This window comes from Yersinia sp. 2466 StPb PI (assembly GCF_041538325.1).
Taxonomy (GTDB): domain Bacteria; phylum Pseudomonadota; class Gammaproteobacteria; order Enterobacterales; family Enterobacteriaceae; genus Yersinia; species Yersinia enterocolitica_E.
This window is the reverse complement of record NZ_JAULSL010000001.1, coordinates 3,594,518-3,611,642: the sequence shown is the minus strand read 5'-3', so window position 1 is coordinate 3,611,642 and position 17,125 is coordinate 3,594,518. Positions and strand designations below refer to the sequence as shown.

Here is a 17,125-nt window from a genome sequence, read left to right as displayed (position 1 = left end):
CGAGCTTATTTATTCAGTATTGGTGTTCTCTAGATAACGACAATTTCTGACTCAATTATTAATAATAGCTACGCAAACGGTTTCGTCGGAGGCGTAGATTCACTATAATGCCCGCGTTTTCCCCTGTTTTGCGCCAATAAATGCTGCGCCCAATGAAGTGCTGTTCCAGTCGCTTCGAAGAGAGAGAAACTTAGATTATGGAAATACTGCGTGGTTCGCCCGCTTTGTCGGCTTTTCGTATTACCAAACTGCTGTCCCGTTGCCTGGATGCTCACCTTTTGGTGAGTGATATCTACGCCGAATATGTTCACTTTGCCGATGTTAGCGCTCCGTTAAGTGCTGATGAACACGCCAGGCTCCAACGGCTGCTTAAGTATGGACCCTCTCTCCCTGAACATGCGCCAGAAGGGCGTTTGTTACTGGTTACGCCAAGGCCGGGGACCATTTCTCCGTGGTCTTCCAAAGCGACGGATATTGCGCACAACTGTGCGTTGCCACAGGTTCTGCGTCTGGAACGTGGCCTGGCTTTCTATATTCAAGGCCCAGACCTGAATGAAAGCCAATGGCAGCAATTGTCGGCGCTGCTGCATGACCGCATGATGGAAACGGTATTCACCGATTTGCAGCAAGCAGAGCAGTTATTCTCTCATCATCAACCTGCCCCAGTACAACGGGTGGATATCTTAGCGCAGGGCCGCAGTGCACTGGAGCTGGCTAATATTAAGCTGGGCCTGGCTCTTGCTCCAGATGAAATTGACTATTTGCTGGCCGCCTTTACCGGTATGGGGCGTAACCCGACGGATATTGAGCTGTATATGTTTGCTCAGGCAAACTCTGAGCATTGTCGGCATAAAATCTTTAATGCAGATTGGATAATTGACGGTGTTTCTCAGCCTAAGACACTGTTTAAAATGATCAAAAATACCTTTGAACACACGCCGGATTACGTGTTGTCAGCCTATAAAGACAATGCGGCGGTGATGGAAGGTTCTCAGGTCGGGCGCTTCTTTGCTGCACCTGATAATGGCGTTTATGATTACCATCAGGAAGCGGCGCATATCCTGATGAAAGTAGAAACTCATAACCATCCGACGGCAATTTCACCCTGGCCGGGTGCTGCTACCGGGTCTGGTGGCGAAATCCGTGATGAAGGTGCTACCGGGCGTGGCGCTAAACCTAAAGCCGGTTTGGTGGGTTTCTCTGTTTCTAACCTGCGTATTCCCGGTTTTGAACAACCGTGGGAAGAGAATTTCGGTAAGCCGGATCGTATTGTGACTGCGCTGGATATCATGACCGAAGGTCCACTGGGCGGCGCGGCCTTTAACAACGAATTTGGCCGTCCGGCGCTGCTGGGCTACTTCCGTACTTATGAAGAGCGCGTCAACAGTCATAACGGCACTGAGTTACGTGGCTACCACAAGCCGATCATGTTGGCTGGTGGCATCGGTAATATTCGGGCCGATCATGTACAAAAAGGCGAGATAACAGTCGGTGCCAAGCTGGTGGTGCTCGGCGGCCCGTCGATGAATATCGGTCTGGGTGGCGGCGCGGCCTCTTCCATGGCATCGGGTCAGTCAGATGCGGATCTGGATTTTGCTTCGGTACAACGTGATAACCCGGAAATGGAACGCCGCTGTCAGGAAGTGATTGACCGTTGCTGGCAGTTAGGTGACCACAACCCGATTCTATTTATTCATGACGTCGGTGCGGGCGGTTTGTCTAATGCCATGCCAGAACTGGTCAGTGATGGTGGTCGTGGCGGCCGTTTTGAGCTGCGTGACATCCTCAATGATGAGCCGGGCATGAGCCCGCTGGAAGTGTGGTGTAACGAGTCTCAGGAGCGTTATGTTCTGGCTGTTGCCCCCGCGCAGATGGCTCAGTTTGATGAAATTTGTCGCCGTGAACGTGCGCCCTATGCCGTTATAGGTGAAGCCACTGAAGAAAAACATCTGACACTGAATGACCGTCACTTCGATAATCAGCCAATTGACATGCCTTTGGATGTCTTGCTGGGTAAAACGCCGAAGATGCTGCGTGATGTCACCCGCCTTCAGGCACAGGGTGATGCATTGCAACGTGCTGAGATAAGCATCGCTGATGCGGTCAAACGGGTGATGCATTTACCGGCAGTGGCAGAGAAAACCTTCTTGATTACCATCGGTGACCGTAGTGTGACCGGCATGGTGACACGTGATCAAATGGTTGGCCCGTGGCAGATTCCGGTGGCCGACTGTGCGGTTACCAGTGCCAGTCTGGACAGCTACTATGGTGAAGCGATGTCATTGGGTGAACGTGCGCCAGTGGCATTGCTAGACTTTGCCGCCTCAGCCCGTCTGGCGGTAGGCGAAGCACTGACCAATATCGCGGCCACTCAGATTGGTGAGCTAAAGCGCATTAAACTGTCAGCTAACTGGATGTCAGCAGCCGGTCATCCGGGTGAAGATGCCGGTTTGTACGAGGCGGTGCGTGCGGTGGGCGAAGAGCTATGTCCTGCGCTGGAGATTACCATCCCGGTGGGCAAAGACTCCATGTCGATGAAAACCCGCTGGCAGGAAGGTGATGAGCAGCGCGAAATGACCTCACCGCTCTCTCTGGTCATTACTGCTTTCGCCCGTATCGAAGATGTTCGCCATACGGTGACACCACAGTTACGCACTGATAAAGGCGATAACGCGCTGTTACTGATTGATTTAGGTGCTGGCCACAATGCCCTGGGTGCAACCGCCCTGACGCAAGTCTACCGTCAGTTAGGTGATAAACCTGCTGATGTGCGCGATGTACAGCAACTGGCAGGTTTCTTTAATGCGATGCAGTGCTTAGTGGCCTCTCAGGCATTACTGGCCTATCACGATCGCTCTGACGGCGGCTTACTGGTGACACTGGCTGAAATGGCCTTTGCCGGTCACTGTGGGGTGCAGGTTGATATTCACACCTTGGGTGATGACGCGCTGGCGGCGCTGTTTAATGAAGAGCTGGGAGCAGTGATTCAGGTACGTGCTGAACAGCGTGCTGAGGTGGAAAAAATTCTGGCAGACCACGGTCTGGCAAACTGTGTTCACTATCTGGGCCGTGCTGTTGAGGGGGATAGCTTCGATATTCGCAGTGGCACTGAGGTGGTATACCGCGAGAAACGCAGTACTCTGCGCTTGTGGTGGGCAGAAACTACCTGGCAAATGCAGCGGCTGCGCGATAACCCTGATTGTGCTGATCAAGAGCATCAAGCTAAACAGGTTGAAACTGATCCGGGCCTGAATGTCCAACTGACCTTTGATCCCGCAGAAGATATTGCCGCACCTTATATCATCAAGCAGGTTCGGCCAAAAGTGGCCGTATTGCGTGAGCAGGGTGTTAACTCCCACGTAGAAATGGCTGCCGCCTTCCATCGTGCCGGGTTTGATGCAATCGATGTACATATGAGTGACCTGCTGGCCGGCCGAACTGATTTGCAATCATTCCAGACCTTAGTGGCCTGTGGTGGTTTCTCTTACGGTGATGTGCTGGGGGCGGGTGAAGGTTGGGCGAAATCTATTCTGTTTAACAACCGGGTTCGTGATGAGTTTGAAGCCTTCTTCCATCGCCCAGAAACATTGGCCTTGGGGGTCTGCAACGGTTGTCAGATGATGTCTAATCTGCGTGAACTTATTCCAGGGGCTGAACATTGGCCACGCTTTGTCCGCAACCTGTCTGATCGCTTTGAAGCACGCTTCAGTTTGGTTGAAGTGGCCAATAGTCCATCACTGTTTATGCAAGAGATGGCCGGATCTCGCCTGCCAATTGCTGTTTCTCACGGTGAAGGGCGGGTTGAAGTGCGTGATGCGGCCCATCTGGCGCAGCTTGAGCAGAACAATCTGGTGGCATTGCGCTTTGTGAATAATCAGGGTGAGGTGACCGAGGTTTATCCGGCTAACCCGAATGGCTCAGCTCACGGGATTACTGCGGTGACTAGCGCCAATGGGCGGGCAACAGTAATGATGCCGCACCCAGAGCGGGTCTTCCGCACCGTCAGTAACTCCTGGCATCCAGAAGAGTGGGGCGAAGATAGCCCGTGGATGCGTATGTTCCGTAATGCGCGTAAGCAATTAGGTTAAGTGAATCGGCTTTGATTGTGATAACAGGGGCATCAGTTGATGCCCCTTTTTTACGCATGCTGATAAGGGCTTAAGATATATTCATTTATCTTTAATAAATTGAGTCATACCCCGTGGTCTGATTCGCTAATGTCATATGAAAGGTTTTGCTAGAAATCTGGTGGTCGGTTGCCAATCCTGTAACGACTAATCGATAGTTCCCAGGTGGCAAGTTCACTAAAAACAAGGTCATATTTTTAGAGCGATTATCAATAAGTGTCGCTGTCTGTGTTTTCTTTTGCTGCATTTTGGCAATTTCTTGTCGGTACCTGAGTCAAGTAATCAACGTTACTCATATTTGTGAGTTATCAAACCTCATAATTTATAAAGTAATAATGATTTAAACAGCATGCCTCCAAAGGGAAGAGTAACGGGCGGTCAAAAGATGCACGGATAATTAAATGCCACTATATTTTTTAACTTACTGATTTTAAATGTCTTTATTGTTTTGTCGGTAAATTGCGACAATAGCCCTGCAACCTGTCTCAAATAGGAGACATATAAATATTTGATTTATATCATTTTTATTTAATAAGGGGATTGCTGTCGGGGATTGGCGACAAAACAGCAGTAATTGATGCAAGTTGGCGGGCATTACGTGGATAATAATCGGCTCAATAAGTTTATTTTTCTTTTAAATCATAATCTTAATTTATTTTTAATAAACTTGGCACGCAAGCTGCATTATTACTTACAGTTGCTCATTCAACTTATTATGATAGTCCCGCAGTTAAGCGGAATATGCGCTTCATAAACCATCGAATGATGCCTAAGACTGGTACCTATCGTCCACCAAACCGATATCGTGTGAATTCACTTTATCAAACATCGGACGACACGTTGAGTGAGGTACCGCCTATGTCCTGCTGTGATGAATGGTTCATCAATTTTGGACATGTTTGGATGCTATTCGTCTCATCCTCCCGATGATTGCTTCGGCTTCATCAAACTGGAGACGATGCTTAAGGGCATCCACATATTCTGCGACGGGGCAATTTATTGCCCCGTTGTCACATCTATACCCGCCATACTTCAAGCTGCATGTGCGCTGGCCGCCTTCCCGCAACTCGAATTATTTAGGGTATATTATGGTCAAAGATACGCTACGCTCGCCGTTTTTACTGCAAATAACAATAAAAGCAGGTCTGATGATGATTCTGACGATAATGGACAAGCCGCATTAATTAAAAGCACTTAGCTCAAAGCCAGGTGCTTTTTTTTTATCTCAATCAAGAGACATTGTTCCTGGTACATACCCAATAGACTTCAAGTTGTGGGCAGGCGGCAAACGAGATACAAATCGGTCGGGAACCGATTTGAACAACATTTCTGCTAGCCCGCAGGGTGAGCCTCAAGGATGAGGCTCATTAATCCCAATGAGCTGACATCAGTCAGTGATTCGGGTTATTGAGTGCAATCAACACACCTGCAACTTAAAATATGACGGGTAATTGGGGCACAAGCATTGTAATCCTCACGCAGTCAGTTAGCATCACCACAGAATGATAGGTAATGAGATGATTTCGTTGAAAAGATGGCGTTTATTCCCCCGTTCTTTACGTCAATTGGTGCTCATGGCATTTCTGTTGGTGCTGTTACCTTTATTGGTGCTGGCATATCAGGCTTATCAAAGCCTTGACCATCTAAGCACGCAGGCGGCCGACATTAATCGTACTACGCTGGCAGATGCGCGGCGCAGTGAGGCGATGACCAGTGTGGCGCTCGAAATGGAGCGTAGTTATCGCCAGTACTGTGTATTAGATGATGCAACACTGGCAAAGTTATATCAGCACCAACGTAAACAGTACGCTCAAATGCTTGATGCGCACGCCTCTATCCTGCCAGATGCCCGTTACTATCAGACTCTGAGCAGTTTACTGACACAACTTTCTGATATTAAATGTAAAAATAGTGGCCCGGAACAAAATGCGTCAACGCTATTAGAGCAGTTCTCCCGCTCCAATGCCGAAATGGTACAGGCAACGCGCGATGTGATTTTCTCCCGCGGTCAGCAATTACAAAAAGATATTGCCGAACGTGGGCAATTCTTTGGTTGGCAATCCCTGTTGCTGTTTTTGGTCAGTGTGCTGTTAGTGGTGTTGTTCACCCGGATGATAATCGGGCCGGTTAAAGGCATTGAGCGGATGATTAATCGCTTAGGTGAAGGGCGACCATTAGGTAATACGGCGCTATTTAAAGGGCCACGCGAGTTACGCTCACTGGCACAGCGTATTATTTGGCTCAGCGAGCGCTTAGCGTGGTTAGAGTCACAGCGCCACGAGTTTTTGCGCCATATCTCTCATGAATTGAAAACACCACTCGCCAGTATGCGCGAAGGGACCGAATTGTTAGCGGATGAGGTTGCCGGACCATTGACGCAAGATCAAAAAGAAGTTGTGGCAATCCTTGATAACAGCAGTCGTCATTTGCAATTATTGATTGAGCAATTATTAGACTATAACCGTAAACTGGCAGACGGCCCCGGTGAACATGAGAATATTGAACTGGCGGAAATGGTTGAGGATGTTATCTCAGCCCATAGTTTACCCGCACGGGCCAAGACTCTACATACTGAGACGGATCTGCAAGCGGACATTTGTTGGGCAGATCCGACATTATTAATGCGGGTATTGGATAATCTCTACTCCAATGCGGTGCACTATGGCGAGGAATCCGGTACCATTTGGATTCGCAGCCGTCGGGTAGATAACCGCGTACAAATTGATATTGCCAATACCGGGGCGCCGATCCCGCGTTCTGAAGAAACCATGATATTTGAGCCTTTTTATCAGGGAAGCCATCAGCGAAAAGGGGCCGTCAAAGGTAGTGGGTTGGGGCTGAGTATTGCTCAGGACTGCATCAGACGTATGCAGGGCGACTTGCAACTGGTAGCTGTTGATTACGCTGCGGTTTGCTTTCGTGTTGAATTGCCATTAACCGCCGAGAATGAATGAATAATGTACAAATGGTCTATGAGCAGCATTATTAAAAAGACCGTCTTTTTATCATGTCCGACATCAATTGCGGCAGCTATGCCCGCGGGCAAATCTGGTACGGGTATTTTTTGGCGAGCATTGTTGCTGGCCCCACTCTTACTTACCGGATGTACTGATAATCCCGCCAGTAGCCGTTTTTCACAAGCAGTGCAGTTGGTCATACCGGAAACGAAAATCGTTGATTATCGGACCTTATCCTGCGATGTGCTGTGGGATCTTGATGATAAAGAGACACTGGAAAACTCCCTGTACTGGCTACGGGCAATGGACTGTGCAGAGCGTATGGGGTCTACTCAAGCGCGAGCATTAGCGAAGTCATTGCCGGTAGTGGCATGGCCTTCGGCCTTCAAGCAGGGCATTTTAGTCAGCAGTGCCGAGCCTTCAATGGCGGAACGTCGTCAAGTGGTTGAGCGTTTGAACAGTTATAGCCAAAGCGTCCCTGGCGCTGTGCGCCCACTGATTCAGCTATGGCGTGAGCAACAGGTGCTGCGCATCTCTCTGGCAGAAGAGCGCATTCGCTACCAGCGCTTACAGGACGAATCGGACACCCAGATTGATCGCCTGCGAGAAAGCCAGGTCCGGTTGCAATATAACTTACTGGATACTACCCGTAAGCTGGAAAACCTGACTGATATCGAACGGCAGCTTTCATCACGCAAGCAGTTGCAGAATGAAATTCCAGAAACGGATGTGGATAGCAAACCAGCCATCGTGCCGAAACCGCTAGAAGCTAAACCACAGCCCAAAGTTGAGCCAGCTAAACCGGTTGAAGCCAAACCGACTGAAACTAAACCGGTTGAAGCCAAACCGACTGAAGCTAAACCGGTTGAAGCCAAACCGACCGAAGCTAAACCGACTGAAGCTAAACCGGTTGAAACCAAACCGGCAGAAACCAAGCCGACAGCGCCTCAAGCTGATACTAAAGCGGCCCCACAATCGGTAGAAAAACCGGCTGATACTTATACTCCGCCAGTGGTACCACCAACGGATGTACCACCTGCCACCAATAAGGAATCTCATGACGCCACGCAAACCGGCCAATCTACTGCTGGTTGATGACGACCCCAGCTTACTTAAGTTACTGGGGATGCGTTTAACCAGCGAAGGGTTTAATGTCACCACGGCTGAAAGCGGCCAGGAAGCATTGCGTTTGTTAATGCGTGAAAAGATAGACTTGGTTATCAGTGATTTGCGTATGGATGAAATGGATGGCATGGCGCTGTTCGTCGAAATTCAGAAACATCAGCCAGGTATGCCAGTGATTATCCTGACCGCCCACGGCTCTATCCCTGATGCGGTGGCTGCCACCCAGCAAGGGGTGTTCAGTTTTCTGACCAAACCGGTTGATCGCGATGCTTTGTATAAAGCCATTGATGCAGCTTTAGAGCTTTCTATTCCTGCCGGTGATGATACCTGGCGTGAAGAGATAGTGACCCGCAGCCCGGTTATGTTGCGCCTGCTGGAGCAGGCTAAAATGGTGGCGCAATCTGACGTCAGTGTGCTGATTATCGGGCAAAGTGGAACCGGTAAAGAGGTTCTGGCGCAAGCTATCCATGCTGCCAGCCCTCGGGCGAAAAAAGCCTTTATCGCCATTAACTGTGGTGCATTGCCGGAACAGTTGTTGGAGTCAGAACTGTTTGGTCATGCTAAAGGCGCGTTTACCGGTGCGGTCAGTAGCCGTGAAGGGCTATTTCAAGCCGCAGAAGGCGGCACGCTGTTTTTAGACGAAATTGGCGATATGCCACTGTCTTTACAGGTTAAATTACTGCGAGTGCTGCAAGAACGCAAAGTGCGTCCGCTGGGCAGTAACCGTGATTTAAGTATCGATGTGCGGGTCATTTCAGCCACCCACCGTGATTTGCCTAAAGCCATGGCAAAAAATGAATTCCGCGAAGATCTCTACTATCGTTTGAATGTGGTGAATCTGAAGATCCCGGCACTGCATGAGCGCTCAGAAGATATCCCGCTGCTGGCTAATCATCTATTACGTGAATCAGCTAAGCGGCATAAGCCCTTTGTCCGCAGTTTCTCAACTGATGCTATGAAGCGGTTAATGACCGCCAGTTGGCCGGGTAACGTGCGTCAATTGGTCAACGTGATTGAACAATGTGTGGCACTCACCTCAGCTCCGGTCATTAGTGAAGCATTGGTTGAGCAGGCACTGGAAGGGGAAAACACGGCATTACCAACCTTTGTTGAAGCTCGTAATCAGTTCGAATTGAATTATTTGCGTAAGCTGCTACAAATCACCACCGGTAATGTGACCCAGGCTGCCCGGATGGCGGGGCGTAACCGTACCGAGTTTTACAAGTTATTGTCGCGCCATGAGCTGGATGCCAATGATTTTAAAGAATAATTATTGTGAATGCGTGGCAATAGTTATTCCCTGATAAAGCTGAAATAGAGTTTAAATACAAATGAGCAGATCACTTTCCATTGCGTTAGCCCAGTTGAATTGGCTGGTTGGCGATATTGAAGGCAACATTGAACGTATGTTGCAAACCTTAAATGAGCAGCAGAAGGCGGGTGCCTCACTGGTTATGTTCTCCGAGCTGGCTTTGTCCGGTTATCCGCCAGAAGATCTGCTGTATCGTGATGATTTTTATCAACGTTGTGAAGCGCAACTGGATCGTTTGCAGGCGGCAACGCAGCATACGGCGATACTGGTGGGGCATCCGTGGCGCGAAGAGGGCAACTTGTATAACGCATTGTCCCTGTTTGCTGATGGTAAATTGCTAGGGCGCTATTTTAAACAACAATTGCCTAACTACGGTGTGTTCGACGAAAAACGTTATTTCTCTGCCGGTCATGAAAGCTGTGTCGTGGAACTGAATGGCTACCGGTTGGGGCTGCTTATCTGTGAAGATTTATGGTTCGATGGCCCGGTAGATGCCGCTAAAGCTGCCGGTGCAGAGGTGATATTGTCGATCAATGCCTCGCCATATAACCGTGAAAAACCGTATATTCGTAAAACTCTGATGGCAGCACATTGCCAGCGTACCGGGTTGCCATTGGTCTATCTCAACCAGATTGGTGGGCAGGATGAGCTGATTTTTGATGGTTGCTCCAAGGTATTCGATGCGGCGGGTAATATGACGCATCGTTTGGCGGCTTTTGCGGAACAGACTACCTTATTGCAATTGAATGAGTGCAATGTGGTCCCTATGACGGCCCCTGTCGCAGAGTTACCGCCATTAGCGCAAGTGTATGAAGCGCTGGTGTTGGCGGTGCGTGATTACGTGACCAAAAATGGGTTTAATGGCGCGGTACTGGGCTTGTCCGGTGGGATTGACTCGGCGCTGACACTGGCGATTGCAGTTGATGCGCTGGGCAAAGATAAAGTCCAGGCATTGATGATGCCGTTCCGCTACACCGCCGATATCAGTATTGCGGATGCTAAAGAAGAAGCTGAAATTCTCGGTATTGAATTTGATGTGCTGTCCATCGAGCCGATGTTTGATGCTTTTATGGGCCAACTGGCACCGATGTTTGCCGGAACAGGGCGCGATACCACGGAAGAGAATCTACAGGCACGCTGCCGCGGTGTTGTATTGATGGCCTTGTCTAACAAGCGTCGCAGTATTGTATTAACTACCGGTAACAAAAGTGAAATGGCGGTGGGCTATGCCACGCTGTACGGTGATATGGCCGGTGGTTTTGATGTATTGAAAGATGTGCCAAAGACCTTGGTGTTTAAACTGTCGGAATACCGTAATACCGTCTCTTATGTGATTCCACAGCGGGTGATTACTCGTCCACCGTCAGCTGAGCTGGCTCCTGATCAGAAAGATGAGGACAGTCTGCCACCTTATGATATTTTGGACGCTATTCTCGAAGGGTACGTCGAGCAGGATAAGTCGGTGACTGATTTGGTCGCAGACGGTTTTGATGAAACTATCGTGCGTAAGGTCATTCGCCTGGTAGATATCAATGAATATAAGCGGCGTCAGTCGGCTGTCGGGCCACGTATTACTGCCCGCAATTTTGGTAAAGATAGACGCTATCCGATTACATCAGGCTTTGGCCGCAAGAATTGGTAAAACAGGGATTCACCATGAAAAAAATTGACGCGATTATTAAGCCATTCAAACTGGATGATGTCCGTGAGGCACTGGCTGAAGTTGGTATCACCGGGATGACAGTGACAGAAGTAAAAGGTTTTGGTCGCCAGAAAGGGCATACCGAACTGTACCGTGGCGCTGAGTATATGGTGGATTTCCTGCCAAAAGTAAAAATAGAAATTGTGGTTGCTGACGATATTGTCGATACCTGCGTTGAAGCGATTATGCAAACGGCCCAGACAGGTAAAATTGGCGACGGCAAAATCTTTGTATTTGATGTCTCTCGTGTGGTGCGTATCCGCACCGGTGAGCAAGACGAAGAAGCGATTTAAATTTGGCGACTGGTGGAGAGACTGCACCGATGGGCACGCTGCTACGACCCATTCGGCACATTTCCCCACCTATTGACATGATAATAAGCCCGTTTCCACAAGCGGGCTTTTTTACACCTAAATTCGAAGTAATTGGCGTTGCAGGTAGGCCGCAAGCGAACACTCCTGCAACTTCAAGTACCAAGGATTTATGCTGGAACAAATAACCCCAGCCAGTAGAACAGGTTCAACACGATACCTGCAAGAATCACCGCCACCACTGGTGCGGCAATCTTCATCACCGGGCGACCAATAGCTTCATTCAGGAAATATAAGGCGGTAGTGATAGTGAAACCGGTATAACCGGCCATCTTGATCGACGCAAAAATTGCCCCGATTAACAGCGCGTATTCCATCAGCAAGTTCATGGCGTTACGGATATTATCAGACGCATTACGTACTGATGGGAAGCGGCCTAACCATTTTCCGATGGAACGCAGCATTAGCACTTCCAGTGATATCACCACCGCGCCGATTATCCCTGCCAGTAAGGGGTTTGGAACCAGATAACCGACCACAAACACGAAAGTGAAACCTGCAACGGCATAAACACCGGTCGCCAGTGCCGTAGTAGCAATCAGCGGCACAAATCCGAGGCCACGCATAAACTCAGCCAGTGATGCCTGATGGATTAATGCCAATGACTCTTCCGGCGTGATACCCGGCGCGTAAGCTTTTGCCAGTGTATAAATTGATACTTCGCTACCACCAAAAATCTTCATACTGGCGACGGCTGAAATTAATCCACCCACTACCGCCAGCATCGGCAAGTTCTTAATAATTCGCTGGGTTCGCTCTTCAAATACCGAGTGTCCGCCACCACCTCCCAGGTGGGTTTTTGCCCGTAAGTCTTGGGCAATGGCAATGCCGATAAGCAGAATCATACCGACAAAAATTTCAATTGATTCAGGGAATAGCCCGGTGAAACGGGTAATCAGCAGACGGGTCAGCAGCACGATAAAGGCGGAAATAACCGCAGTCTTCCAGCCAAATTGGTAGAAAATAGCCACCAACGGGAATAGGGCAAAGGCGGATATCACTGGGCTACTCAACTCCCCCAGAGAACCGATAAAATTCACTGGTAATGAGGTGAGCGCAGTATTAACTGCCGGTAAGCTGGTAAGGGCCAAAATACCCCACGCAGCACCCAGAGCAAATGCCAGATAGCTATTGATTGCCAGCACACCAATGATGTCAGTTGGCAAAAACAGTAACCAGGAGTTAAGTAAGCCGGTCGAGAGGGTAAATGAGATACCGACTGAGGCGATAAAACCCACACTCAGACCAAAAGCAATACTCCCCGCTTCACGGCGGCTCATATTCCCTTCAACCAACTGTGGCAAAATAGGGCGGATACCGTCATGAAACACGGCAACGGAACGGTGAGAAAGCAGCGCGGTCATCCCTGTCAGCAGAGCAACCACAACAATATGAATATAATCCACGGTGGTGTCCCCTTTAGCGCAACTGTGTAATCAGTAGTGGGATTGCATGTTCAATATGTTCGACGGATAAGCCAAATGCCACTTTGCCCTCAGTCACCAATTTCTCTATTTGCTCAGGTTTCGCCTTGATTCCAGGCTTGGCGATAGTGGCACTTTTGTTATAACCAATAATCGCGATAGCCATTGATAATGCCGCTCCAGCACCAGTGTTACAGGCACCGATATAATAGTCCAATTGACCTTCTTTCACTTTGATAGCCGCATCCATGTCCGAGAGAATAAATGTCTCAAAGGTATTAGGTGCCGTCTGCTCAATCATTTCGCGTATTAACTCTCGTTGCAGCCCGGCAATGCCAATCTTCTTCATAATCACTTTCCTTGCGTGGCGAAAAATTTATTAGGATTGTGGCGCAACATCATTTCCACCTGAGCGTGGGAAATCCCTGCGGCCAGTAACATGGGAACAAACGAATCAACTAAGTAACTAAACCCGCTACCGCCATTCGCTTTTAAATGTGAGCGACGGGTGATATCCATCGACAACATGACTCTGTCCAGCAACCCGCGTTCAGCCAACGCCACTAACATCGCGACCCTGCGTTGGTCCGGGAAATAACTATTTTTACCTATGGTGTCGAATTGGACATACACGCCCATCTCGATCATTTGCACAATAAGATCAGTTTGCTCTTTCAGGTCACAATGGCCGATAACGACGCGATCGAGCGCTACACCATGTTGTTTGAGTAGTGCAATTTGCTGCAATCCCATGGTACTGAAACTGGTATGGGTTGAGATGGGCAGGCCAGTTGCATGATGAGTCAATGCTGCAGCATGAAACACTTTCTCCTCATCAGGGGTAATAACCCCTTCGCTGGTCCCTATCTCGGCAATGACGCCCGCTTTTAGTGCCGTGCCATCAATACCTGTCTCGATCTCATCAATCATGGTTTGTGCCAATTGCTGTGCGCTACTTTCACGCACCCTCTGCGGGTAAAAACTGTCAGTGTAGTAACCGGTTGATGCGATGATATTTATGCCACTGTCACGCATCAGATTCAATAAAAACTGAGGGTTACGGCCCATGTATCGGTTGGTCACTTCGATGATGTTCAGTACCCCTTTACTCACCAGTTCACGCATTTCGTCACAAATCGGCTGATATTGATCGAGGCGACAGTCCAGATTATTTTTAAATCCAGACAAATCAATGTGGAGATGCTCGTGTGCGTAGGTGTATCCGTTAGGATTGATCATCGGGTAGGCTCCGAAGAGGGTTTGTATAGGGGCGAAATTTCATCCAGATATCGGCAGTTTTTTATTACTGAATGCATAATTTCATTAGTAGTGCTTACGATATCGACAACTAATATATCGGCAGTTTTATCAATCAGTACAGTAACAATATTGTTTATCGGCCATATCATTCAATAAGACCATCATTAGAACCTATTACCAGGGCTAAAGCATTGGCTTCTTGTTTTACCTGAGTTGATTACCCTGACTGTCGTAACAGCCCAGTAGCCGGGGTTTTCCGCTCTGAATTCCATCCATCAATACCACGTCACTGCGGGTAACAAATATCTGAGTGCGGAAACTCATGATAATTGGGCTACCAATTGGGAATTTACCGGCCAAACGCAGGCAGTAATCGATACTGCTATCTTCAATCGGAGATACCGCGCGTTGGCTGAACTGATTGTCATGCCAAATTAATGCGTTTTGCAAATGGCCACGGCGATAATAACCGCCGCCAAAAAAATAGCTGCTATCAGCTACATGGTGTGAGATTTCAGACAGATAAAGCATAGAAATCTGTTCTGGTTGGTCAGCATGCTGATTGGCGGGGATAGTGCCGGTGAGGGCATGCCCGGGTTCACTGTGTGTCACGCCTAATTGAGCCAATTGGGGCAGGGTAGTGCAACTGGTGGCTGACGGGGCATTGATCTGTTGAATGTTAACGCCTTGTGCCAACAGGATATCGCGGGCCGCCAGCAAGGTATGCATATTAGCGGTCGGCAAGGTCTGGCGCGAGTGGGGGTCATACAGCATGCAAGGGAAGTGTGTTATCCCGACCAGGCGCACGGCTGGCATTTCATTGATGGCAGCAATAGTTACGGGTAAATTTTCTAAGGCGAAACCGGCTTCCTGCCCGGCATACAGTACGTCTCCTGGCTGAGATACTTTCAGCATCAGCGGTTGGATAGTATGTTGGCGGTACGCGGCTTGAGAGATCTCCAGTGCCTTCTCCAACGAGAAAACAGTAATGACCTCTGGCCGCTGGCGCACTATCTCCTCGACCATTGCTGAGGGCGGCTGTACTAAATGACCTACATGAGCGACAGGAATAGCATGGCGGTATAGTTGCCGCGCCTCCTTAAAATCAACCGCGACCATTCCCTGAAAACCACATGCCAGCAGACGGCGGCATAGTTCAGGGTTACGCCCAAACTGTTTACTCATCAGATACAGTTTTATCTGGTACCGACTGGCGGTTTCAACCAGTAGACGGGCATTGGCCTCAGTTTGTTCGACGTCAATAACATAGCTGTCTGGATAAATTTCCCCCTGTTGCCAATATGAGATAGCGGCATCGATTAATTTAGTATTTTGTTTTAAAAGGGTTTTTAAAAACATTTGATGTCCTAAGGGCGCCCGAGGCAGAATTATTTTGCTAAATTATTATTATTTTGAATATTTAGTGAAAAAAGACCCTGATGTTGTTTGTTTAACGACACATCCGCGAAGCTCATTTCAGCGCAGCGGAGGTATGTCACTAGAAAGGTATAGACCGTAAAGGTTCGCGAGTAAATATCCTATTTCGTTTTCTGTCGGTTTTAGTGAAAAATAGGCCAATAAATCCTGATTGATCTCACGGATATAGTAAATTTCTTCACTTTGGGTAATTTCCGCTAATATCGCCGGATCCAGGGCATGGATCTCTTCGCCCCGGCGGGTGCGCATTAATGCATTCGCCATATGGGTAATGGCCATCATGCCCTGCTCACCCCTAACCGGTAGCTGCCAAAAATTCTCTAAGCGGTTGATAACTTGGTCTAAACCTTGACCAATGTCGGTATCGATAATCCCTGATTGACACAGAATATTAAGACGCGCATCAATACAAATTTCCAAAGAGTTGACCTCCTGAAAATGGCTTAGTTTGCAGCCAGGCAAATAATATTAATAGCGAGGCTCTATCTCGCCATTTTGTACTGCCCGCTGATGGTTAAGCAACAATGCCTCATTGATGCCTTTTTCCAGTAATAATTTGATTGGATGGTTATCTGGCCGGATGAGGATCACCGCCTGCGAAGCCTGAATATATCGCTCATCACCTTGTAATTTGATCGCCTGCAAGTGTTCATGAGGAATATCTTCGGCCAGATTCCAGATAGCAGCATCAATATCACCACGGTTAATATGTGCGATACAGTCACTATAAGGTAATTCAACCCGCTCAATGGGTTGGCCAGCAAATTTAATGTCAGTCAGCAAACATTGGTCGGGTGAGCGCGGGTCCAATCCCACCCGCCGAATTTTGTGCTGCTCACCAGGGCGGCAAATAAGCTGGTGGCCGTCCACGTAAGAGCCATTACCCAGATTTAATGCCAGTGACACTTTCCCTTCGTTCAGATAACTTTTCGCTGCCAGATGCGATACGACGGCCATATCGTAGACACCATCTATCAGGCATTCGATACGTACTTCGGCCCCGCGCATATGGGCAAAATAGAGCGGAAGTAGGGTGAATTGTTCCCTTAAGCCGCTGGCCAAGCCTTCATAAAGCTTGGTATAGGGCAGTGGCATGGCGCATACCATATTGCCTAAATCAGCCTGTTGCAGTAACTGCGGCATATTCAGGTCAATAAGCAAGGTACCATTACGGCCTCGACGCTCAACGATGATCGCCCCATCAGCTTCCAGTACTTTTAATGCGTGCTGAACTACACCGACTGAGATACCGAAATCTTCTGATAATTCATCGATGGTTTTAAGTCGATTACCGGGGCGCTCACCAATTAAATAGCGCGCCATGGATACCAATGCCAACCCTTCTTTTTTTATGAATTTCTTACTCATGGTAGGTCAATTCAGCCTTATTTCACTCAGCAATAAAATCTA

General features: G+C 48.6%; 12 protein-coding genes. 6 read left to right on the top strand and 6 right to left on the bottom strand.

The window, feature by feature from the left end:
• The first annotated feature begins 197 nt into the window (after positions 1–197).
• From purL to glnB, 6 genes are all read left to right on the top strand, one after another.
• A complete protein-coding gene (gene purL / locus Q2T72_RS16310) occupies positions 198–4,088 on the top strand; it encodes a phosphoribosylformylglycinamidine synthase (RefSeq protein ID WP_372569478.1) in 3,891 nt (1,296 codons plus the stop codon).
• 1,556 nt (positions 4,089–5,644) lie between these two features.
• Positions 5,645–7,081: a sensor histidine kinase gene (locus Q2T72_RS16305; RefSeq protein WP_372569477.1), complete on the top strand. Its 1,437-nt coding sequence runs from the start codon at positions 5,645–5,647 to the stop codon at positions 7,079–7,081.
• A 78-nt stretch (positions 7,082–7,159) separates the two neighbouring features.
• The gene (gene qseG, locus Q2T72_RS16300) at positions 7,160–8,179 is read left to right on the top strand and encodes a two-component system QseEF-associated lipoprotein QseG (protein ID WP_372569907.1); all 1,020 of its coding nucleotides are present in this window, start codon (positions 7,160–7,162) and stop codon (positions 8,177–8,179) included.
• Positions 8,142–9,479: a two-component system response regulator GlrR gene (gene glrR / locus Q2T72_RS16295; RefSeq protein WP_032907964.1), complete on the top strand. Its 1,338-nt coding sequence runs from the start codon at positions 8,142–8,144 to the stop codon at positions 9,477–9,479. Before qseG ends, glrR begins: the two co-directional genes overlap by 38 nt.
• A gap of 61 nt (positions 9,480–9,540) precedes the next feature.
• A complete protein-coding gene (locus tag Q2T72_RS16290; RefSeq protein WP_372569476.1) occupies positions 9,541–11,163 on the top strand; it encodes an NAD+ synthase in 1,623 nt (540 codons plus the stop codon).
• A 14-nt stretch (positions 11,164–11,177) separates the two neighbouring features.
• Positions 11,178–11,516 carry a nitrogen regulatory protein P-II gene (gene glnB / locus Q2T72_RS16285; RefSeq protein WP_002231018.1) on the top strand — a complete coding sequence of 113 codons (339 nt, stop codon included), beginning with the start codon at positions 11,178–11,180 and terminating at the stop codon, positions 11,514–11,516.
• Positions 11,517–11,704: 188 nt separating this feature from the next.
• Here the strand turns inward: glnB and Q2T72_RS16280 are convergent, their stop codons facing one another.
• From Q2T72_RS16280 to yhfZ, 6 genes are all read right to left on the bottom strand, one after another.
• Positions 11,705–13,000 carry a YhfT family protein gene (locus tag Q2T72_RS16280; RefSeq protein WP_083163153.1) on the bottom strand — a complete coding sequence of 432 codons (1,296 nt, stop codon included), beginning with the start codon at positions 12,998–13,000 and terminating at the stop codon, positions 11,705–11,707.
• Between the two features lie 13 nt (positions 13,001–13,013).
• Positions 13,014–13,367: a DUF2620 domain-containing protein gene (locus tag Q2T72_RS16275; protein WP_372559686.1), complete on the bottom strand. Its 354-nt coding sequence runs from the start codon at positions 13,365–13,367 to the stop codon at positions 13,014–13,016.
• Between the two features lie 2 nt (positions 13,368–13,369).
• Positions 13,370–14,257 carry a phosphotriesterase-related protein gene (locus Q2T72_RS16270; RefSeq protein WP_372569475.1) on the bottom strand — a complete coding sequence of 296 codons (888 nt, stop codon included), beginning with the start codon at positions 14,255–14,257 and terminating at the stop codon, positions 13,370–13,372.
• 225 nt (positions 14,258–14,482) lie between these two features.
• Positions 14,483–15,637 (bottom strand): YhfX family PLP-dependent enzyme, encoded by a 1,155-nt coding sequence (locus Q2T72_RS16265; protein WP_083163156.1) that lies wholly within the window; start codon positions 15,635–15,637, stop codon positions 14,483–14,485.
• A 117-nt stretch (positions 15,638–15,754) separates the two neighbouring features.
• Positions 15,755–16,135: a PRD domain-containing protein gene (locus tag Q2T72_RS16260; protein ID WP_372569474.1), complete on the bottom strand. Its 381-nt coding sequence runs from the start codon at positions 16,133–16,135 to the stop codon at positions 15,755–15,757.
• Between the two features lie 48 nt (positions 16,136–16,183).
• Positions 16,184–17,083, bottom strand: a complete 900-nt coding sequence (gene yhfZ / locus Q2T72_RS16255) for a GntR family transcriptional regulator YhfZ (protein WP_083163159.1) — start codon at positions 17,081–17,083, stop codon at positions 16,184–16,186.
• Between the last annotated feature and the right edge of the window lie 42 nt (positions 17,084–17,125).

Coding starts and splice junctions, on each gene's coding strand:
- qseG (WP_372569907.1), top strand. CDS start 7,160: ATGCCCGCGGGCAAATCTGGTACGGGTATTTTTTGGCGAGCATTGTTG.
- glrR (WP_032907964.1), top strand. CDS start 8,142: ATGACGCCACGCAAACCGGCCAATCTACTGCTGGTTGATGACGACCCC.
- yhfZ (WP_083163159.1), bottom strand. CDS start 17,083: ATGAGTAAGAAATTCATAAAAAAAGAAGGGTTGGCATTGGTATCCATG.
- purL (WP_372569478.1), top strand. CDS start 198: ATGGAAATACTGCGTGGTTCGCCCGCTTTGTCGGCTTTTCGTATTACC.
- Q2T72_RS16305 (WP_372569477.1), top strand. CDS start 5,645: ATGATTTCGTTGAAAAGATGGCGTTTATTCCCCCGTTCTTTACGTCAA.
- Q2T72_RS16290 (WP_372569476.1), top strand. CDS start 9,541: ATGAGCAGATCACTTTCCATTGCGTTAGCCCAGTTGAATTGGCTGGTT.
- Q2T72_RS16270 (WP_372569475.1), bottom strand. CDS start 14,257: ATGATCAATCCTAACGGATACACCTACGCACACGAGCATCTCCACATT.
- Q2T72_RS16275 (WP_372559686.1), bottom strand. CDS start 13,367: ATGAAGAAGATTGGCATTGCCGGGCTGCAACGAGAGTTAATACGCGAA.
- Q2T72_RS16265 (WP_083163156.1), bottom strand. CDS start 15,637: ATGTTTTTAAAAACCCTTTTAAAACAAAATACTAAATTAATCGATGCC.
- glnB (WP_002231018.1), top strand. CDS start 11,178: ATGAAAAAAATTGACGCGATTATTAAGCCATTCAAACTGGATGATGTC.